This is a genomic window from Novosphingobium sp. SG751A (assembly GCF_013149295.1).
Lineage (GTDB): Bacteria > Pseudomonadota > Alphaproteobacteria > Sphingomonadales > Sphingomonadaceae > Novosphingobium.
Map to the genome: position 1 here is coordinate 1 of NZ_JABGCB010000041.1, position 17,892 is coordinate 17,892.

Sequence of the window (17,892 nt, forward strand, 5' to 3'; positions counted from 1 at the left end):
CCGGTATATTTTAGCACTTGGCTAAAAGGTGCCTCCGAGCTCGAAGCTAAAATCCATCGAGCCCATACCAAGAAGGGGTGAACCGGACGCTTACGTCTGATCGAAGCGCGCGGGCGCGCCTTTGAAGGCCTACATGGATTTCTGGCTGACAGTTTGCCCGATGGCTGGGGCGCCTTGCTGATGAAGCGTCGCGTGGAACGGCTGGGCACGCGCTGGGATAGCCTCAATCCGGTGGACCGTCTCGCGCTGGTGGGGGAGCATGGCCGGGGGGCGCTGGTGTTCTCTCCGGCAACCACGCCGCCTGCTGATGTGGAAGCGCTTGATCTTGCGGCTCTGGCGGCCCAATCGCGTTCAATCCTGCTAGGCGAAGAGGCCAGCCTTGGCGACACGCTGGCATTGCTCGGCGGTGCCTCTGGGGGCGCGAGGCCCAAGATCCATGTCGGCTTTGCCCCCGATGGCCAGATCAGCATTGATGATGGCGAGATTGGTGCTGGTTTTGAAAGCTGGATCGTCAAATTCCCCGCGCTTGTCGACCCCGTTGACATAGGCCCGGTAGAGCAAGCCTATGCCAACATGGCGCGAGAGGCAGGCATTACTATGGCAGAGAGCCGCTTGTTGCCCGCAAGCGGCGGGCAGCAGTATTTCGCCACACGCCGTTTTGACCGCCCCGCTCCGGGCCATCGCCTCCACATGCTGAGCCTTGCTGGCGCAGTCGAAGCCGCCCCCCACATGCCCAGCCTTGACTATGATGGATTTCTGCGCGCCACCATCGCCATCACCCGCGATGTGCGCGACGTTGAAGAAGTCTTTCGCCGCATGGTGTTTAACATTCTGGCTTGCAACCGCGATGACCACACGCGCCAACACGCCTACCTGATGGCAGCAGATGGGACCTGGCGGCTTGCTCCCGCCTATGATCTGACCTTTTCTGCCGGTCCTGGAGGCGAGCATTACCTTGCCATTGCTGGCGAAGGGCGCAAACCCACGCGCGCCCATGTTGAGCGGGTCGCTAAAATCCATGGCTTGAAGCCTCGCCGTGTGGCACACATGATCGAGGAAGTTGAAAGCGCCGTCTCGGGGTGGCACATCCACGCCCGCGAAGCAGGGGTGAAGCAGTCCTTGGCAGAAATCGGCCAGCGACTAGAGCATGTTCGGCGCGACTTTTATTAGGCCAACACAACCATCAAGGATAGTTCAAGCACCGCGCATCGCCCTCGAAAGCCTGTCGTGACTGCGCCGCCAAGCATCAACAGTTGGAGCTAATTGGCGAAGTGCGCTTCGACAGGGACTCAACACGTTGCTGCACGTGACCCGTTACGATCCCCATCGGCTAAAGCAAGCAAAGGGAGTCTTTCTAAAATCTGCCATGATTTCTGCCATGATTTTTCTTGGCCTCGGCACGCGATGGACGTAACATACAGAAATCCGCAGATTTCTGCGGCTCTCGACTAAGCTGGAACGGCGTGTTTCGAACGCATGGCAAATTTTGGTACCGCCATGCGGAGGTTCGAATCCTCCCACCCCAGCCAGTCGAGTCCTCATGATTCGGCTTTAGCGCAATGTTTTACGGCAGAAACCTCAGAAAATTGGCTAGTCAGGGCCAGACCTCGCCCGACTGGGCTGGACGCCTATTCTGCCATGATTTTACATGCGCCAAACGCCGATGGAATCGGACTTATGGCTAAAAAATCACCTTCTCACCTGCCATGATTGACGCTCTTTGCTAGGGTAGCCTTCGCGTATCGACGTCGAGCGGGTCGACGGCAGTGGCAAGCAGCCCCGCTGCTGTCAGGTCAATGCGGTCAACTCGACCATGGAGGCCATCGCTACAGGCCAGAACCGGATTTTGCTCGTCAGGGTAACGCTCTTGGTCATGGCGCCCTGTCTGGGCATGGCCGCGCGCGGCCGCAAGGAGCGCTCTATTTTTGCGTACGGCTTATGGCAATAACGGCAATAGACGGCAACGCTGCAAGCGATTAGCCCGATGCCGCGCCGCACAGGGACGCGCCATACCAACCATCGGGATCTGCATATCATGCGCCGCATCGGGGCAAACCATTTCGGACGGGCGGGCCTGATGGCCAGCCTGTTGGCGCTGTCGGCCACAGGCGCCCTGCATTCGGCGCAAACCCCTTCGGCGCCGCCCCATCTGGCGCCGGCCTTCAACGACAAGGCCGCGCTGTCGATGGTCGAGGATTACTGCGCCTCGTGTCATAATGACATTGACGAGGCCGGATCGCTCTCTTTCGATGACCTGCGCGGGGATGACATACCGCAGGGCCAACGCACGGACATCTGGGAAGCGATCCTGCGCAAGGTGTCGCAGGATGAAATGCCGCCCCATACCAAGCGCCAGCCATCGCTCGAAATGCGCGCCGCCTTTGTGCGCTGGGTGGCGGCCGGGCGCGATGCCTTTGCCGCGGCCCATCCCGATCCGGGCCGGGCCACGCTTCGGCGATTGAACAGGGTGGAATATGCGGCCGCCGTGCGCGATCTGCTGGCGCTCAATGTCGATGTCTCGCGCGAGTTGCCGCAGGACAATTCGGGCTATGGTTTCGACAATATCGCCGATGTGCTTTCGGTCTCGCCAACACTGGTCGAACGCTATGTGACGGTGGGCACGAAAGTGGCGCGATTGGCCACCGGGATTGATCGGCCCCGCGCCTCAGTCGCCAGCTATATCGTGCCCAAGGACGGCTCGATCATGAATTCGGGCCGCCCGGCCTATAACGAAAGGATGAGCGAGGACCTGCCGCCTGCCTCGCGCGGGGGCGGGATCATGGATTTCTATGCGCGGGCGGCGGGCGATTATGATGTGGTGGGCTGGCTCAACGCCAATACCAACAATGAAAGCGACCGCCTGCCCCAGGACCGGGTGAGCGCGCGGGTGCGGCTGGGCGCAGGGGCGCACCGGATCGGCATGGCATTCCGCCGCGATGTGGCGCCCGATCAAACCGTCCAGTTCCTGCGCAACAATCTGGACGAAGTGCCGTTGCCGGTGAACAAGCCTGTGATGCTGCCGCTGGATGTCCTGGTGGACGGGCGGCGGGCAGCCACGCTGATGGTGCCCTCCTATCGGCTGTCGGACCGTTATGCGCAGCAGAATTTCCCGCGCGATGTGATGGAAATCGATGTGGCGGGCCCCACCGCCGTCATCGGGGCGCAGGACACGCCAAGCCGCCGCCGCATCTTTGTGTGCCACCCGGCTGATGCGGCGCAGGAAGATGGCTGCGCAAGGCAAATTCTGGGGAGGCTGGCCCGGCGTGCCTATCGCCGCGCGATCACCCCAGATGATCTTTCGCCTCTGCTGCATGCCTATAGTGATGAACGCGCCGCGAGCGGCCAGTTTGAGCGCGGGATAGAGGCAGGCGTGGCGGCGCTGCTGGTCTCGCCCCATTTCCTGTTTCAGGCCGAGAGCGATCCGGCGGGGAACGCACCCGGCACCGTTCATCCCTTGGCGGACCGCGATCTGGCCACGCGCCTCTCGCTGTTCCTGTGGAGCAGTCTGCCCGATGAAACGCTGCTGCGCTTGGCCGAAACGCATCAGTTGCACCGGCCGGACGTTCTGGCCGCGCAAGCGATGCGGATGCTGGATGATCCGCGCGCCAAGGCGTTGACGCAGCACTTTGCTGGCCAGTGGCTCTATCTGCGCAATCTGGATCAGCAGCGCCCCGATACCGATGTCTTCCCCCAATTCGACACGCGGCTGCGCGGCGCGATGGCGGCGGAAACCGAACTGTTCTTTGCCCATCTGGTCAAAACCAACGGCAGCCTGCTCGACTTCCTTTCCAGCGATTACACTTTCCTCAACCAGCGCCTGGCCGAACATTACGGCATTCCCGGCGTGCGCGGCACCGCCATGCGCAAGGTGGCGCTCGATCCGCGCTGGGGCCGGGGCGGATTGCTGGGACAGGCCAGCATCCTGACCGTCACCTCTTATGGCAATCACACCAGCGTGGTGAAGCGTGGCAAATGGGTGCTGGAAAACCTGCTTTCCTCGCCGCCTCCTCCGCCGCCGCCCGATGTGCCCGCGTTGAAGACCACGCATGACGGCAAATTGCTTTCCGCGCGCGAGCAACTGGAACTGCACCGCGCCGATCCGGCCTGCGCCGCCTGCCACGTACGGATGGACCCGATCGGTTTTGCCATGGAAAATTATGATGCGATCGGCGCCCGCCGCACGATGGAGGCGGGGCAAGTGATCGACGCCGGCGCCACCCTGCCTGACGGCACGCGGTTTGCGGGCCTGCCGGGGCTTCGCAACATCCTGCTTGCACGCAAGGATCAGTTTACGCAGGCCTTCACCGAAAAACTGATGACCTATGCGCTGGGGCGCGGGATCATTGCGGGCGACCGGCCCCAGATCCGCGCCATCGCCCGCATGGCCGAAGCCGACAATTTCCGGATCCGCACCGTCATTCGCGGCATTGTTCTGTCCGACGCCTTCCGCCTGCGCAAAGTGCCGGCCGGGGCCGCACAGATGACCTTGAACACCACCACCTTGAACCCAACCGGGGGGAGCCTTCGCCCATGATGATCCCGCGCCCCATCCTTTCCCGCCGCACCTTGCTGCGCGGAGCAGGCGCCGCCATGGCCCTGCCCTTTCTGGAGGCGATGGCGCCATCGGCCAAGGCCGCCGACCGCATGGCCCGACCACGCCGGTTGTTCGTGTTCTATACGCCCAACGGCATGATGATGGACCAGTTCCGCCCCACCGCAACGGGGATGGATTATGCGCTGACACCCACCCTTGGCCCATTGGAAAAATTCAAAACCCGAATGAGCGTGATCACCGGCCTTGGTCATCCGCAAGCCGCCGCGATGGGCGATCTTTCGGCGGGCCACGGGCGCTCCTGTCCGGCTTTCCTGACCGGCACCCATGTCCGACAAACCGAGGGAACCGACATCCGCTGCGCCATTTCAATGGATCAGGCCTATGCCCGCCATCTGGGCGATGCCACGGCGCTGCCCTCAATAGAAGCCGGGATCGACCAGCCCAGCCTGTTGGGCAGTTGCGACATCGGCTACAGCTGCGCCTACACCAATGGTCTTTCGTGGATGAACCCGACGGTGCCGCTCCCGGTGGCGGCCAATCCGGCTGAAATTTTCGAGCGGATGTTTGGCGATGGCGATGCGGTGGATGCCCCTGCGCAGGCCGCAAGGCTGCGCCGTCAGGCCAGCCTGCTCGATTTCGTGCGCGGAGACGCAGCAAGGCTGAACCGGCAATTGGGCATGGAGGACCGGCGCAAGCTGGACGAATATCTGACCGCCACGCGCGACATCGAGCGCCGCATCCAGCGCGCGGCCACCGCCCCGATGGCGCAGGCCGGGATCGAACGCCCGGCGGGCATTCCCGACAGTTTTGATGAACATGTGCGCTTGATGCTGGATCTTCAGGTGCTGGCCATGCAGGCCGACATAACCCGCGTCGCCACCTTTATGGCCGGGCGCGAGATCAGCAACCGCACCTATCCTGAAATCGGCGTGCCCGATTCGCACCATATGCTCAGCCATCACGGACAGATGGCGGAGAAGAAGGTGAAACTGGCGCAGATCAACCACTATCACATGACCTATTTTGCCTATCTGCTGGAAAAGCTGGATAGCGCCCGCGATGGCGAGGCCAGCCTGCTCGACACCAGTTTCGTGCTGCGCGGATCGGCCTTTGGCGATTCCAACGATCATGATTTCATGGACCTGCCCATCGTGGTGGCGGGCGGGTTGGTGCGCCATGTCGGCCATGCGCGGGTGGAAAAGGGCACCACCATGTCGAACCTGCTGCTGACCGGGTTGCAGGCGGTAGGCATGCCTGTCGAAAAATTCGGCGACAGCACCGGCACGTTCAAGGAGCTTTCCCTTGCGTAAGGTTTGGCTGCTGGCCGCGCTGCTGGCCGCGCCGGTTCAGGCGCAGGAATTGGCCGACGCGATACGGCTGGGTGACGAGCGCGGAGTGACGGCCTCTCTGGCACAGACCAATCGCCCTCTGGCCTATGGCGAAACGCCGCTGATGCTGGCCGTGTCGCACCAGGATCGCGCGGCGGTCCGCACGCTGATCCGGGCCGGGGCGCAGGTCAATGCCGTGGATCAGGATGGCGTGGGCGCGCTGTGGCTGGCCTGCGAAATGGGCGATGCGGGCATTATAGGGGCATTGCTGGATGCCAGAGCCGATCCGCGACGCGCACGCAGCGATGGTGCTACACCCCTGCATCTGTGCGCCCGTTTCTCGCCTGCCTCGGTGGTGGAGCGGATGGCCCATGACGGGGTCGATCTGCGCGATGCGCGGGGGCAAACGCCTTTGATGTGGGCTGCATCATCCGGCCGGGTGGAGGCCGTTGCGGCGCTGTTGCGGGCGGGCGCTTCGGTGCGGGCGGCATCCGCCGGCGGGTTCACGCCACTGCTTTTCGCGGTGAAATCGGGGTCAACTGCGGCGGTATTCTTGCTGCTGACGGTGGGGGCCGATCCGGCGATGCGCGGGCCGGAAAACACCAGCGCGGCGCAACTGGCCGCCTATCAGGGGCGCTGGGATGTGTTGCGCCTGTTGATCGAACGCGGGGGCGTCGATCTGAACGAGCGCGACCGCGAAGGGTGGCAATTGCTGCATCGCGCCGCCGCCGGGGGCGATGTGGGCCTGATCCGCCTGCTGATCGCGCGGGGCGCGGCGGTGGAGGGGCTTTCCGGCCCCTCGCGCATCACGTGGGTGACCGAGGCCAATTTCGGTGTGGCGCCGCCGCCGGTGCCGCCCAAAGTGCCGCTGCTCATGGCCGCCGAAGCAGGTCAGGCCGAGGCGATGAAAGCGCTGATTGCGGCAGGGGCCAAACCGGATTTCGTGGCGCAGGATGGCGAAAACCTGTTGATCGCGGCGGCGCGCAGCCGGACGCTAGCCGCGCTGGATGCCGCGCTGACGGCCCTGCCCCGGCCCGATATGACCGATGCCAAAGGAAACAGCGCGCTGCACGTGCTGGCGGGCAGCAGGCCTGCGGCAGACTTGGCCGCGATGTTCATGGCGATGGCGCGGGCCGGGGCGCGGCCTGATCTGGCCAATGCACGCGGCGCCACGCCCGCCAAAATCGCGGCCGGTGCGCAGACCGAAGTGCGCAACGCCTTCTTTGCCGCCTTTCCTCAGGCGCAGGCGGGGCAGGCTTCTCCGGCAACATAAGGCGGGGAAGCCTGCTGCGCCTCACCCTTCGGGCGAGGGCGATGCGCCTTCGATATATCTCTATGTAGAGCTATTTATCTTGACATCAAGGCAGGTGATGAAAATGGACCGTGCTCAACAGGCCGCCGATCAATGGGCCGGCGAAAGGCCCGATCTCGATACGGGCGCAATGGCGCTGCTGGGCCGTCTGGGCGAGGCGGCGTTGATCATCACGCGCGACCGGTTGAATCCGGTCTTCGCGCAATTCGGCCTGCAACCGGGTGAATTCGATGTGCTGGCCACCCTGCGGCGCAGCGGTGTGCCCCATGCCCTGACGCCCACCAACCTTTATGAAGCCGCGATGATCTCTTCGGGCAGCATGACCAACCGGATCGACCGGCTTGAAAAGGCAGGACTGGTGACGCGCCAGCCCAATCTCGCCGACAAACGGGGCACGCTGGTCGCGCTGACGCAAGAAGAGCTAACGCTGATCGACCGGGCAGTGGCCGCCCATGTTGACAACCAGCAAGCCATCGTCGCGCATCTGGCAAAGGATGAACGGGAGCAACTCTCCTGTTTGCTGAAAAAGCTTCTGGAAGGCCAAGGGAACTGAACGAGGCCGAACGCCGCCAAAGGCGACATTCGGCAATCCAGTGCCAACTGTTCAAAACGGCCTGCGGCCAACTGTCCGCAGGCCCGGGGCTCTACCGCAGCGGCAGGAACAGATCGGTAATTGCTTCATGCTCGGGAACGTCGGGGAAGAAGCGGACGCGCTGGGCATAGAGCGGGAAGTCGCGCAGTTCCTCGCCGCTGGCGGGAAGCCAATTACCATAGAGAAATTGGGCCGCCGGACGCAGATCGTCGCTGTTTCCGAACACGCGCAGCACAGCGCAACGCCCGGCCGGGATCGTACCCGCTTCGACGCCTGCATCGGCAGCGGTCAGTGGGCGGCGGATTTCAGTGGCCAGATCGAGATGATAGGCGTCCGGGCCGCTTACCTCGGGGTCGGTATGAAAGATGGTGAAGGTGGCGTGATCGGCGGCGCGCACTCCATTTCCCTTTCGCCATGCGATAAAGCGCCGGATCGTTTCGCCCAGGCGCCGGGGATCGCCATGGTGGCTCATGAAAGCGACATTGGTGTCGGCCACCTCGCGCAGGGTTACATCTTCGCTGGAGAATTGCTGGGTCATGACTTGGCTCCTTGCCCGGGACAGCGGCGCCATTGCCGCCTCCCATGCCGCCCAGTCCGGTTGTTCCCGAAAGGCCAAAGGCGCCTGCCCCATGCGTTGGCGAAAGGCACGGGCAAAACTATCGGGCGCCTCGTAACCCGCGTCAAAGGCGATGTCGGTTACGGTGTCCGCGCGATACGCCAGTCGCGAAGCGGCCCGTTTCATCCGCACCATTTGTACATAGCGGTGGAGCGACATGCCGAACATGGCGCTAAACTGCCGATGAAAATGGTAGGGCGAAAAGGCAGCAACCCCGCTCAGCACATCAAGCCCCAGATCGCCGTCGAGATGACGATGGATATGGTCAACCACCCGCTGCATACGCAGCAGATAGCGGGCTTCGGTTGTGTCGGCAGCGGGCATCGGAAACTTCCTTACTGTTGGCCCAGCCACTTAGCCACGCCCGCACCCTCCCCGCTCGACAGTTCTTGCGGAAATATCATTACTACGGATGCCTTGGCGATGGTCGCCCCAACAGCGGCGATTCACGGTGCCAGATCGAGGTCTCGGAATCGGTCGTATGTTCAACACGGTCTCCGCGCCAGAATGACGCAAAATGGGATTATCTGCCACTCTTCACGGAATATTTGAACGATAGCCGGCGGCAGAAGCGCACGTTGAGCTAATGGGCCACCCGGCACGCGGGCAACGGTGTTCCCGATAGTCGAAAGCTAGCTTTGGCAAGCCCAAAGATGACCCTTACACCGCTGCGGCGAGGCAAACCCGTTCAAGCCAAGGGGACCGCAAAATGCGGCCTTATGCCTCATGCGCCATAGCAGACCATACCATCGCGCTGTCGACAACCTGCTCCATTGTGACGATCTTGCCGTCCTTCAGGCGATAAAGATGCGCGAAGCTGGCGCGCATCGCCTTGCCGGTCGCCTTATAGGTGCCTGAATAGACGCCGAACGCCGCGACGCGGTCGCCATCCGCCAGATAGGTATGCACCTGCGCGCGATAGCCAATCCATTCGCTGCCCAGACGCTGGAACACCCCGGCGGCGATCGCCTCGGGCCCCACATAAGTGCCTGCATAGGGAAAGCCCGCCGCTTCGGCCCATTGTGCGTCGGGCGCCAGCGCAGCCATCAGCGCCCGACCATTCTCCTCCGATGCGCCTTCATAGGTTGCGCGGATCACGTCCAGATTGCTGCGCATATCAGCCCCACTTCATTTCGCCGGTGGCGACCTTGGAACCGATGTCGATCGCAACACCCATGCCCAACCCGGGAAAACGCGCTTCCATCGCCGATTTGAGCGCTGCAGCATTTGCGGCGCGCGGCAGTTCTTCATCGAACGCGGTGAGATAGGCGAGAGTGAAGGCAATGGCGGAACTGTCCGTTGCCGCCGTTGCGGCCATATGGCCGGGCACGACGATGGCGGGCTTGCGCGCGGCGAGTTTTTCGAGGTTCGCGCGCCATTCTGCCCGCTGCGCCGGGGTTGGCGTGTCCGCCGTCCAGACATGAACGCCCGAAAAGACCAGCACGCCGCCAACCATAGCGTTCAATGCCGGGACGTAAAGAGTCCGGCGGTTGGCAAGACCATCGGCGGCGAGGATCTCGATCACCTCGCCGTCAACCTGAAGCGTGGGACCGTCGAAGCTTTCAGGGTACACAATATCGGCAAGCGACTGCGGCCCGTTTTCCTTGAGCTGCGGCCCCCAAACAGCGAGCTTCTTCTCAACGCTGGCACGGATCGCCGCCACAGTGGCGGAGGCGGCGATGACCCGCGCCTTCGGGAAGGCCGCAGTGATCGGCTTGAGGCTGAAATAGTAATCGGGGTCGGACTGGCTGACATAGATGGTCGTCAGCGTCCTGCCGGAGGCGCGGATCGCCTCGACGACCTTAAGTCCGTCCGGATAGGTGAAGCCGCCGTCGATCAGCACGGCTTCGGCGCCGCCGCTGATCAGTACCGGCGCGCGATAAAAACCGTTCTCACCGGCGGGAAAGCATTGCCACGTCAGAGGCCCGGCGGCCTTGGCGAAACCAGCAGCGGTAGCGGCGGCGAGTGCGCCGGTGGCGGCAACAGTCTTCATGGCGTTTCTCCTCGTGAACATGGCAAATCTTCCGGGAACATAAGGAAAGGGATGGTATCAGGCCGCCTTGAGCAGCGCAGCAAGCGCGTCTGCATCGCCCAGCAGCGCGCTGCCCGGCACCAGCCGACGCACCTCCCCGCTACCGGCGATCATGGCGGGTACGCCATTGGCGCCGAAGCGGCGCATTGCCCCCTGCCCCCGTTCGATACGGGCATGACAGTCGGCGAGCAGAACGTCGTCGGGCAGCTTCAGCCGATCGGCGGCATCGATGAGGCCGAGACCCCGCAGCGTTTCGGCGAGGACCGCGAGATCGGTAATATCACGCCCCTGCACAAATCGCGCGGTCTGGATTGCGCGCAGGGCCTCTGCCTGGCGATGGGCGTCCGTCAGCGCGACGGCGGTGAGCGCCAGCGTTGCGGGCCCTGAATCGAAGCGTCCGGGCGTGCCCAGCACCTGATCGCGATAGGCGGCGCTGAACGGTTGGCCCGTCATGCGCGCGATCGGTTCGTCATTGCTCCACGCGAATTGGGCGCAGGCGGCGTCCATGGCCCTCGCGCCCCTGCCCGCAAATAGACCAGTCGGGAGATATTCGACGGCAAGATCGGCATCACCGGCTAGCCGTTCGAGCACGGGTGCCGCGCCGTAGCACCAGCCGCAAAGCGGATCGAACAAATAGGTGGCGTGCGAAATTTGGGCCATGCCGTGTCTCCTTGGTGCCAGTATATGCCACGAGGCGACTGGTCGAAGAAGACCGACAACCTATACAAACTATATGCTATAGGCATACAATGGAGTCTCCCCGTTGGTGTCTATGATGAACCTCAATCGCCTTTCCTATTTCGCCGCCGTGGTTGACACCGGCTCGTTCACCCGCGCTGCCGAGCGGCTGGGCATCACCAAGGCGGTTGTCAGCCAGCAGGTTGCCCAACTGGAGCAGGACCTTCAGGCCAGCCTGCTCGTCCGAACCACGCGGCGGGTGCAGCCCACCGATGCGGGCAGGATGTTGCACGCCCGCTGCTTGCGGATCCTGCACGAGGCCGAAGAGGCGGTGGACGAACTCGCGCAGACCGTGGCCGAGCCGACCGGGGTGCTGCGGATCACGGCGCCGAACGATTACGGCACGGCTGTCGTCGTGCCGGTGGTGTCGGCTTTTACTGCCCGCTATCCGGCATGTCAGGTGGAATTGACGCTTGGGGACGCGACACAGGATCTGGCGGATGGCCGGATCGACATGGCGATCCGCGTCGGGTGGCTACCCGATTCCAGCCTGCTGGCCCGCCGGATCGGTACGTTTCAGCAATTGCTGGTGGCTGGCCCAGCCCTATCTGATCGGATCGCGGCGGTGCAAGGGCCGCAGGATCTGGCAGCCCTGCCCTTCATCGCAAATCTGGCGCTGCGCGACCCGCTGGCATGGACCTTTTCGCAAGGCGACAGTGCGCGGCAGACGGTGCGCCTGCCCGCACGCATTGCCATTGACACCACGCCCGGTGTGCTGGCCGCGGTGCTGGGCGGTGGCGGGCTTTCCGTGCTGCCCGACTATCTCGTCGCGGATGCTTTGGCGTCGGGACAACTGCATCATGTCCTGCCCGAATGGCATCTGCCCTCCGGTGGTATCCATGCCGTCTATCCGGCCGCCCGCTTCCGCCCCCGCAGAGTGACGGCCTTTGTCGACATGCTGGTCGCCGCATCGCGAACTGCGGCAATCTAGAGAAGCGCCTGAAGGACAAAACGAGACGGGCATCCGCACCGGGGAAATGCGGATGCCCTGATCTCTCAGCCCCGGAACACCGGCGTCGGGCCCGAACTGCGTTGCGTCGGCAGCCGCTCGCGCAGCGCGGCAATGCGTGCCTCACCCTGGATGAGTGCGGCCTTGTTGGTGTGGACCGAATAATAGCCAGTCACCAGATCGTGCGGATGTCCGACCGCCGATGCCACCACGAAGCGGGCACCCTCTGCCGAAGCCTGCAAGGGAATCGCCCCACCGCCCTCAAGCAGCGCCAGTTCGCCGGTATGGACTGCCACATCGCCCACCAGTGCGCCATGGCTGATCGCCAGCCACGCCACGTCGTGATCGGCCGGGGGCGTGTAGGTCCAGCGCTCGCCGGGCGCCAGTGTGACCAGCAGATAGTTGATTCCATTGGGCGCCCGCACCGGGCTGACGGCGCCGTCCAGCGCGCCAAGGATCACCGTTGCCGGGCCGACTACGGGCATGTCCTTTGCCTCGATATACTGGCTGTCGACCGCCGCGTTTTCCAGTTCGGGCGGCAGCGCCAGCCATAGCTGAAAGCCCTTGATCCGCGGCGAGCTGCCCTTCGACATTTCCTTGCCGTGCCACACACCGCCGCCGGCACGCATCCATTCAACGCCGCCGTAACCGATGGAACCCGAACCCGAGATCGGATCGTCGAAATGCAGGTCGCCTTCGGTCAGCACGGTGACGGTGGCGATGCCCGAATGGGGGTGAATCGGCATGTCGCCGATCGATGCGGCATCGGGCGAGAACAGGTCGAGGAACACGAACGGCTTCAGCACCTGCCCCAGATCACCGGGGCTCATCAAGCGGATGATCGGGCGATGGCCCTGACCAGACGTCTTGTAACGGACGCGGCGTTGCGGGGAGATCGTGGCGGGTGCGTTCATGGCTGCATTCCTTTCATGGCCCGTTTGGGAGCAATGCAAAAGAAATGCCGGACCATCGGCCATCGCGGAAGTCACTGATATTTGATCGCAGCTATCGGTAAAGCCTATGGAGGCTGCGTTATTCCACGTTCTGAGCGCAATGCTTCAGGCGCTCAATCATCCAACGTCCCGCCGGTCCCGGCGGGTCCGACGCGCGATAGATGGCCGACATCGGCAGCGAGGCCCCACCGGGCGGTACATTCTGGATCGAGAGTTCGACCAGCCGTCCTTCGTCCAGATCCTGCTTCACGGTATGATACGGCATCCCGCCCCAACCGAGACCGCGCAGCAGAAACGCATGCTTGGCCGCAAGATCAGCCAAGCGCCATGTCGATGGCGCCATCACCCCGAATTGCTGGCCTTCGGACAGGCTGGATCGGTCGGTGAGGACGAGTTGGGTGTGCCGGGCCAGTTCTTCAGGAGGGATAACGCCGCGATGCGCGGCAAGCGGATGGGTTGCCGCCGCAACCATCAGCAGCTTGACGTTGGCGATGCGTTCGGCGGTGACATCGGGGGGCAGCACCGGCAACGAACCCACGAGGGCAAAGCCCGCTCTACCTTCGAGCACCGGCTGCACAGCAGAGCCTAATGCCTCCACATAGAGGCGCAGCGGCGTGGAAGGAAATTCGGCGCCGAACTGCTCGGCCACATCCGCCACGACATTGATGGGCACGAAAACGTCGATCACTGCGGTCAGTTCGGGTTCCAGTCCGCCCGCCATGCCCTTGGCGCGGGCCCGCATTTCGTCGAGCGCGGTCGTCACCGCCCGCGCGTCCGCAATCAGCACCGCGCCTTCCGGCGTCAACCGGGGGTAGCGGCCGGTGCGATCAAACAGCGTCACCGCCAATTGCGCTTCAAGATTGGCGATCGATTCGCTGACTGCAGACTGGGTGCGCCGCAGCGCGCGTGCCGCCGAGGAAAAGCTGCCTTCGTTCACCACCGCGATAAATGCGCGCAACTGGCCCAGCGAAATGGCGTCGATCATCAGCGCACTCCTACCATCGGGAATATCGATGGTTGCAATCGGATAATAAAGGCTACCCCGGCTGATGCAAGCATGCGATCCGGGTTTCGGCAGGGAGCGGCGGCGCTTCGATGTCCGCAAAGCCGGAGCCGGAATCACCGTTCTCTTGCCCGACAAACTGTCATTATGAATGTTACACACCATCGGAAGGATCGGTCGCGTGCCAACCAGTTCCCGCTTCGTCGTTGCCGTTCACGCGCTTGCCGCCATGGCAGTGGGCGACGGCGCGCCGCTGCGATCCGAGGATCTGGCGGCATCGGCCAACACCAGTGCGGTCGTCATCCGGGGGCTGTTGTCCCGGTTGCATCAAGCGGGACTGACAATCTCGCAACTGGGCGCGGGCGGCGGAACCTTGCTGGCGAAGCCTGCATCCCGGATCCGCCTGCTCGATGTCTATGCCGCGGTTGAGGATACCGCGCTGTTCACGTTGCACCGCATGCCCCCGCTGGTCGGCTGCGCGGTGGGCGGGAACATTCAGGAAGCATTGCAACCGGTGCTCGACCGCGCCCGTACCGCCATGGAGGCGGAACTGGCAGAGGTGACGATCGCCGACATCGCCGCCGACGTCGCTCGCCTCGGCAAGTTCTCGGTCCCGCTCAAATGGTGCTGATCTGCCGGTAGAGACCGGCACAAGCTTTACACTTTCAGCATTCGGTGACGGCCAGCCCATGGGGCGCTGCCGTTCCCTTTCGCATGCCCCATTTCTTCAGGAGACATGACATGACTATCGGTATCATCGGATCGGGCGCACTCGGTTCCAACGTCGCGCGGGCCCTCGCCAAGAAAGGCGTTCCGACCATCCTTGCTAACAAGCGCGGGCCGGACTCGCTCGCTGCGCTGGTCGCAGAACTGGGTGAAACGGTGACGGCAGGCACGGTGGCCGATGCAGCCAGCGCCGACATCGTCGTGCTGGCGATGCCCTGGGTGGCGCTGGAGGACGTGCTCGGCGGCCTGCCTGCGTGGAACAACCGCATCGTCATCGACGGCACCAACCCGGTTCTTTTCCTCGAACCCGGCTCGCCCGAAGCCAGCGACCCGACCAATCCACTTGCCGCCTATGGCATCAAGGCCGTTGATCTGGGCGACACCCATTCAAGCGCCTTTGTCGCGAAGCTGGTTCCCGGCGCCCGCGTGGTGAAGGCGTTCAACCATCTCGACGTCAACGTCCTGCCCGAGCCGGAAGCCGCCGGTGGCCAACGCGTGCTGTTTTACTCGGGTGACGATGCCGACGCCAAGGCGCAGGTTCGTGGCATTCTGGAAACAATCGGCTTCCTGCCGATCGATCTCGGCTCGCTGGATGTCGGCGGTCCGCTCGCTTCGCTGCCGTTCGGCGCGCTCGCCATGCACAATTTGGTGCGCATCTGAACACCCGCTCCCGCCGATCCAAGCGGAGCGGCGGGCCTCGGCACATTGCTTCCACGGTCTGGACAACAACTTCGTCTTCTCCGGGCGGCGCTGAACGCGTCGTCGTCGGAGCGGGTGAATAGCCGCCTTTATAGCCATCGCCCGCAGTTCAAAAGCCGACTGCTCAAACGTGCCTATTACTCATCGTCCAAATTCCCTGCGATATTCACTCGGGCTGAGCGAAAGTCTGGCGCGGAAGTGATGGCGCAGAGCGTGGGCGCTGCCAAAGCCAACGGCTGCGGCAATCTCTTCCATCGGACGCTGGGTGCGGATGAGGATGTCTTTGGCGGCCTCCACACGCTCGGCTGCCAGCCACTCGCCCGGCCCCTGCCCCGTTGCCTCGATAAAGCGCCGTTCAAAAGTGCGGCGGCTCATGGCGGCCTGCCTGGCCATCAAGGCAATCGTCCAGGGGCGGTGAATGTCTTGCCTCATCAGGTCGAGCAAAGGGGAGATTTCAGTGTCGGGGCGCGTTCGTACCGGGCGCTCGAGAAACTGCGCCTGTCCGCCGCTGCGATGGGCAGGCATAACGATCCGCCGCGCCACGGAATTGGCGGCGTCCGGCCCATAGTCCTGCCGAACGATCTCGATCATCAGGTCGATGCCCGCCGCGCTGCCCGCCGAGGTGAAAATATTGTCCTCGCCGTGATAGAGCGAAGCTTCATCCACCGTGATGGCCGGGTAATGCTGGCGCAAAATCTCGGCATAGCGCCAATGGGTCGTCGCCTTTTTGCCGTCCAGCAAACCCGTGGCCGCCAGCACAAAGGCGCCTGAGCAGATCGAGGCGAGCCGCCCGCCGCGCGCATGAACCCTGCGCAATTGTGCCACAAGTTCTTCAGGCACAGGCGCCTCCGCACCCTTCCAGCCCGGCACAATCACCATATCGGCCTGTTCAAGCAGGTCCAGACCGCCAGTGGGCAGAATGGAGAACCCGCCATGCGCCCGCAGCGGCCCCGCTTCGATCGCGGCACTGGCAAAGCGATACCAGTCTGGCCCCATCTCTGGCCGGAACAGGCCGAACACCTCGGCCACGATGCCGAATTCGAAAGTGCAAAGCCCGTCATAGAGCAAGGCAACGACAAGAGGGCTTTGCGGTTTTGGCATAATATCTACGCATATTGTCATTCACGCCAATTGCAAGCGCAGCAGCCTTTGCGCCACTTTACAGGCGAAGGAGAAACACCATGTCTACCAGCGTAACCGCCATCCCCTGCGCCCCCAGTGATGCCGCCCGCGACCATTTCGCCACAGAGTTCAGTTTCGAGACCGATTGCTGGGATGTCCATGATGGCTTGAGCAAGGGCGCCGATTTCGTGCTGCTCGATGTGCGTGCCCCCGCGCTTTTCGCGAATGGGCATGTGCCCGGCGCGATCAACCTGCCCCATGGCAAGATCATCGCTTCCAAGATGGCGCAATGGGCGCCTGATACGATCTTTGTCACCTATTGCGCAGGCCCGCATTGCAACGGCGCCGCTCGAGGAGCGCTGCGTCTTGCAGAGCTTGGACGGCCGGTGAAGATCATGGCCGGAGGCATCACCGGATGGGTCGATGAAGGCTTTGAACTGGCGAGCGGGGAATAGGCCCATGTCGCTCGCCATTCGCGAGGCCGGCCCTGATGATTGCGTCGGCCTGCTCGGTTTGATTGCCGCCCATGCGGCGTTTGAACACGGGGAAGCAACCATCACGCAAGGCGACCTCGACGCCATCCTGCGCGCGTCACCTCCGGACATTGGGATCCTTGTCGCCATCAATCAGGCGATGCTGGTCGGTTATGCGGCCATGACGCTGGATTTCTCGCTGTGGCGCGGGCATCGCTGGGCCCATCTGGATTCCCTGTTCGTCCATGAGGAACATCGGGGACGCTCCATTGGCCGACAATTGCTGGCCGCAGCAAAATCTGCGGCCGGAGCATTGGGGGCGGACAGGATAGAGTGGCAGACGCCGATCTGGAATGAACCCGCCATCCGGTTCTACCGCGCACAGGCGGGCCAAACCCGCGACCGTTTTTTAGAATGTCGCGCTCCTCGGTTACCCGGGCCAGCTCACGCTTCAACTGGCGGATCTCGGCATCCTTGCCAGCATCGCCAGGAACCGCCTTCGAGAATTGCCGCTTCCACGCATACAGCGAATGCGCGCTGACCTCGAGCCGCTGCGAAACCTCGGCTACCGGGTAGCCGCGATAGGTGATCTGGGACACCATATCGCGCTTGAACTCATCACTGAAATTGGGCTTCCCCATCATCGCCTCCTCTCCTCAAAATTAGGATCAAAGGCGACCAGAAATCTAGGGGCTATTCAATGCCGCCCGCCTCGCGGATGCCGTCGCGCACGCGCTCGGCCAGCACCAGATGATGGCGGTTGCAGGGCGAAAGATCGCTGCCGGTCTGGGCAA

The 17,892-nt window shown here is 63.3% G+C and carries 16 protein-coding genes and 2 pseudogenes; 10 read left to right on the forward strand and 8 right to left on the reverse strand.

The window, feature by feature from the left end; genetic code table 11:
• Nucleotides 1-99: 99 nt before the first annotated feature.
• From FHW96_RS25135 to FHW96_RS25155, 5 genes are all read left to right on the forward strand, one after another.
• Nucleotides 100-1,170 carry a type II toxin-antitoxin system HipA family toxin gene (locus FHW96_RS25135; RefSeq protein WP_371815814.1) on the forward strand — a complete coding sequence of 357 codons (1,071 nt, stop codon included), beginning with the start codon at nt 100-102 and terminating at the stop codon, nt 1,168-1,170.
• A gap of 814 nt (nt 1,171-1,984) precedes the next feature.
• On the forward strand, nt 1,985-4,534 hold the full coding sequence (locus FHW96_RS25140) for a DUF1592 domain-containing protein (protein ID WP_253951256.1): 2,550 nt from the start codon (nt 1,985-1,987) through the stop codon (nt 4,532-4,534).
• On the forward strand, nt 4,531-5,865 hold the full coding sequence (locus FHW96_RS25145; RefSeq protein ID WP_172343305.1) for a DUF1552 domain-containing protein: 1,335 nt from the start codon (nt 4,531-4,533) through the stop codon (nt 5,863-5,865). The genes FHW96_RS25140 and FHW96_RS25145 overlap by 4 nt, the downstream gene beginning before the upstream one ends.
• On the forward strand, nt 5,858-7,156 hold the full coding sequence (locus FHW96_RS25150) for an ankyrin repeat domain-containing protein (protein WP_172343306.1): 1,299 nt from the start codon (nt 5,858-5,860) through the stop codon (nt 7,154-7,156). The genes FHW96_RS25145 and FHW96_RS25150 overlap by 8 nt, the downstream gene beginning before the upstream one ends.
• Nucleotides 7,157-7,253: 97 nt before the next feature.
• A complete protein-coding gene (locus FHW96_RS25155; protein WP_216651071.1) occupies nt 7,254-7,748 on the forward strand; it encodes a MarR family winged helix-turn-helix transcriptional regulator in 495 nt (164 codons plus the stop codon).
• 91 nt (nt 7,749-7,839) lie between these two features.
• Here the strand turns inward: FHW96_RS25155 and FHW96_RS25160 are convergent, their stop codons facing one another.
• From FHW96_RS25160 to FHW96_RS25175, 4 genes are all read right to left on the reverse strand, one after another.
• On the reverse strand, nt 7,840-8,727 hold the full coding sequence (locus FHW96_RS25160) for a GyrI-like domain-containing protein (RefSeq protein WP_216651072.1): 888 nt from the start codon (nt 8,725-8,727) through the stop codon (nt 7,840-7,842).
• Between the two features lie 393 nt (nt 8,728-9,120).
• Nucleotides 9,121-9,519 carry a nuclear transport factor 2 family protein gene (locus FHW96_RS25165; RefSeq protein WP_172343307.1) on the reverse strand — a complete coding sequence of 133 codons (399 nt, stop codon included), beginning with the start codon at nt 9,517-9,519 and terminating at the stop codon, nt 9,121-9,123.
• A gap of 1 nt (nt 9,520) precedes the next feature.
• Nucleotides 9,521-10,396, reverse strand: a complete 876-nt coding sequence (locus FHW96_RS25170; RefSeq protein ID WP_216651073.1) for an MBL fold metallo-hydrolase — start codon at nt 10,394-10,396, stop codon at nt 9,521-9,523.
• A gap of 57 nt (nt 10,397-10,453) precedes the next feature.
• On the reverse strand, nt 10,454-11,095 hold the full coding sequence (locus tag FHW96_RS25175; protein WP_172343309.1) for a DsbA family protein: 642 nt from the start codon (nt 11,093-11,095) through the stop codon (nt 10,454-10,456).
• 112 nt (nt 11,096-11,207) lie between these two features.
• Here FHW96_RS25175 and FHW96_RS25180 point away from each other — a divergent pair, with 112 nt between their 5' ends.
• Nucleotides 11,208-12,104, forward strand: a complete 897-nt coding sequence (locus tag FHW96_RS25180) for a LysR family transcriptional regulator (RefSeq protein ID WP_253951257.1) — start codon at nt 11,208-11,210, stop codon at nt 12,102-12,104.
• A gap of 65 nt (nt 12,105-12,169) precedes the next feature.
• On the opposite strand, the gene FHW96_RS25185 is transcribed toward FHW96_RS25180, so the two are convergent.
• Nucleotides 12,170-13,036, reverse strand: a complete 867-nt coding sequence (locus FHW96_RS25185) for a pirin family protein (protein WP_216651075.1) — start codon at nt 13,034-13,036, stop codon at nt 12,170-12,172.
• A 118-nt stretch (nt 13,037-13,154) separates the two neighbouring features.
• The gene (locus tag FHW96_RS25190; protein WP_172343310.1) at nt 13,155-14,060 is read right to left on the reverse strand and encodes a LysR family transcriptional regulator; all 906 of its coding nucleotides are present in this window, start codon (nt 14,058-14,060) and stop codon (nt 13,155-13,157) included.
• A 199-nt stretch (nt 14,061-14,259) separates the two neighbouring features.
• On the opposite strand from FHW96_RS25190, the gene FHW96_RS25195 reads away from it, so the two are divergent.
• On the forward strand, nt 14,260-14,709 hold the full coding sequence (locus FHW96_RS25195) for an Rrf2 family transcriptional regulator (RefSeq protein WP_172343311.1): 450 nt from the start codon (nt 14,260-14,262) through the stop codon (nt 14,707-14,709).
• Nucleotides 14,710-14,792: 83 nt separating this feature from the next.
• Nucleotides 14,793-15,464: an NADPH-dependent F420 reductase gene (locus FHW96_RS25200; protein ID WP_256432910.1), complete on the forward strand. Its 672-nt coding sequence runs from the start codon at nt 14,793-14,795 to the stop codon at nt 15,462-15,464.
• 180 nt (nt 15,465-15,644) lie between these two features.
• On the opposite strand, the gene ftrA is transcribed toward FHW96_RS25200, so the two are convergent.
• The gene (ftrA, locus tag FHW96_RS25205) at nt 15,645-16,604 is read right to left on the reverse strand and encodes a transcriptional regulator FtrA (RefSeq protein ID WP_216651076.1); all 960 of its coding nucleotides are present in this window, start codon (nt 16,602-16,604) and stop codon (nt 15,645-15,647) included.
• Between the two features lie 80 nt (nt 16,605-16,684).
• Here ftrA and FHW96_RS25210 point away from each other — a divergent pair, with 80 nt between their 5' ends.
• Both FHW96_RS25210 and FHW96_RS26575 read left to right on the forward strand, forming a co-directional pair.
• Nucleotides 16,685-17,080 (forward strand): rhodanese-like domain-containing protein, encoded by a 396-nt coding sequence (locus FHW96_RS25210; RefSeq protein WP_172343314.1) that lies wholly within the window; start codon nt 16,685-16,687, stop codon nt 17,078-17,080.
• 4 nt (nt 17,081-17,084) lie between these two features.
• Nucleotides 17,085-17,468, forward strand: a pseudogene (locus tag FHW96_RS26575) (N-acetyltransferase family protein); the annotation flags it as partial.
• Nucleotides 17,469-17,499: 31 nt separating this feature from the next.
• Here FHW96_RS26575 and FHW96_RS26415 read toward each other — a convergent pair.
• A pseudogene (locus tag FHW96_RS26415) lies at nt 17,500-17,742 on the reverse strand (transposase); the annotation flags it as partial.
• Nucleotides 17,743-17,892: the final 150 nt, after the last annotated feature.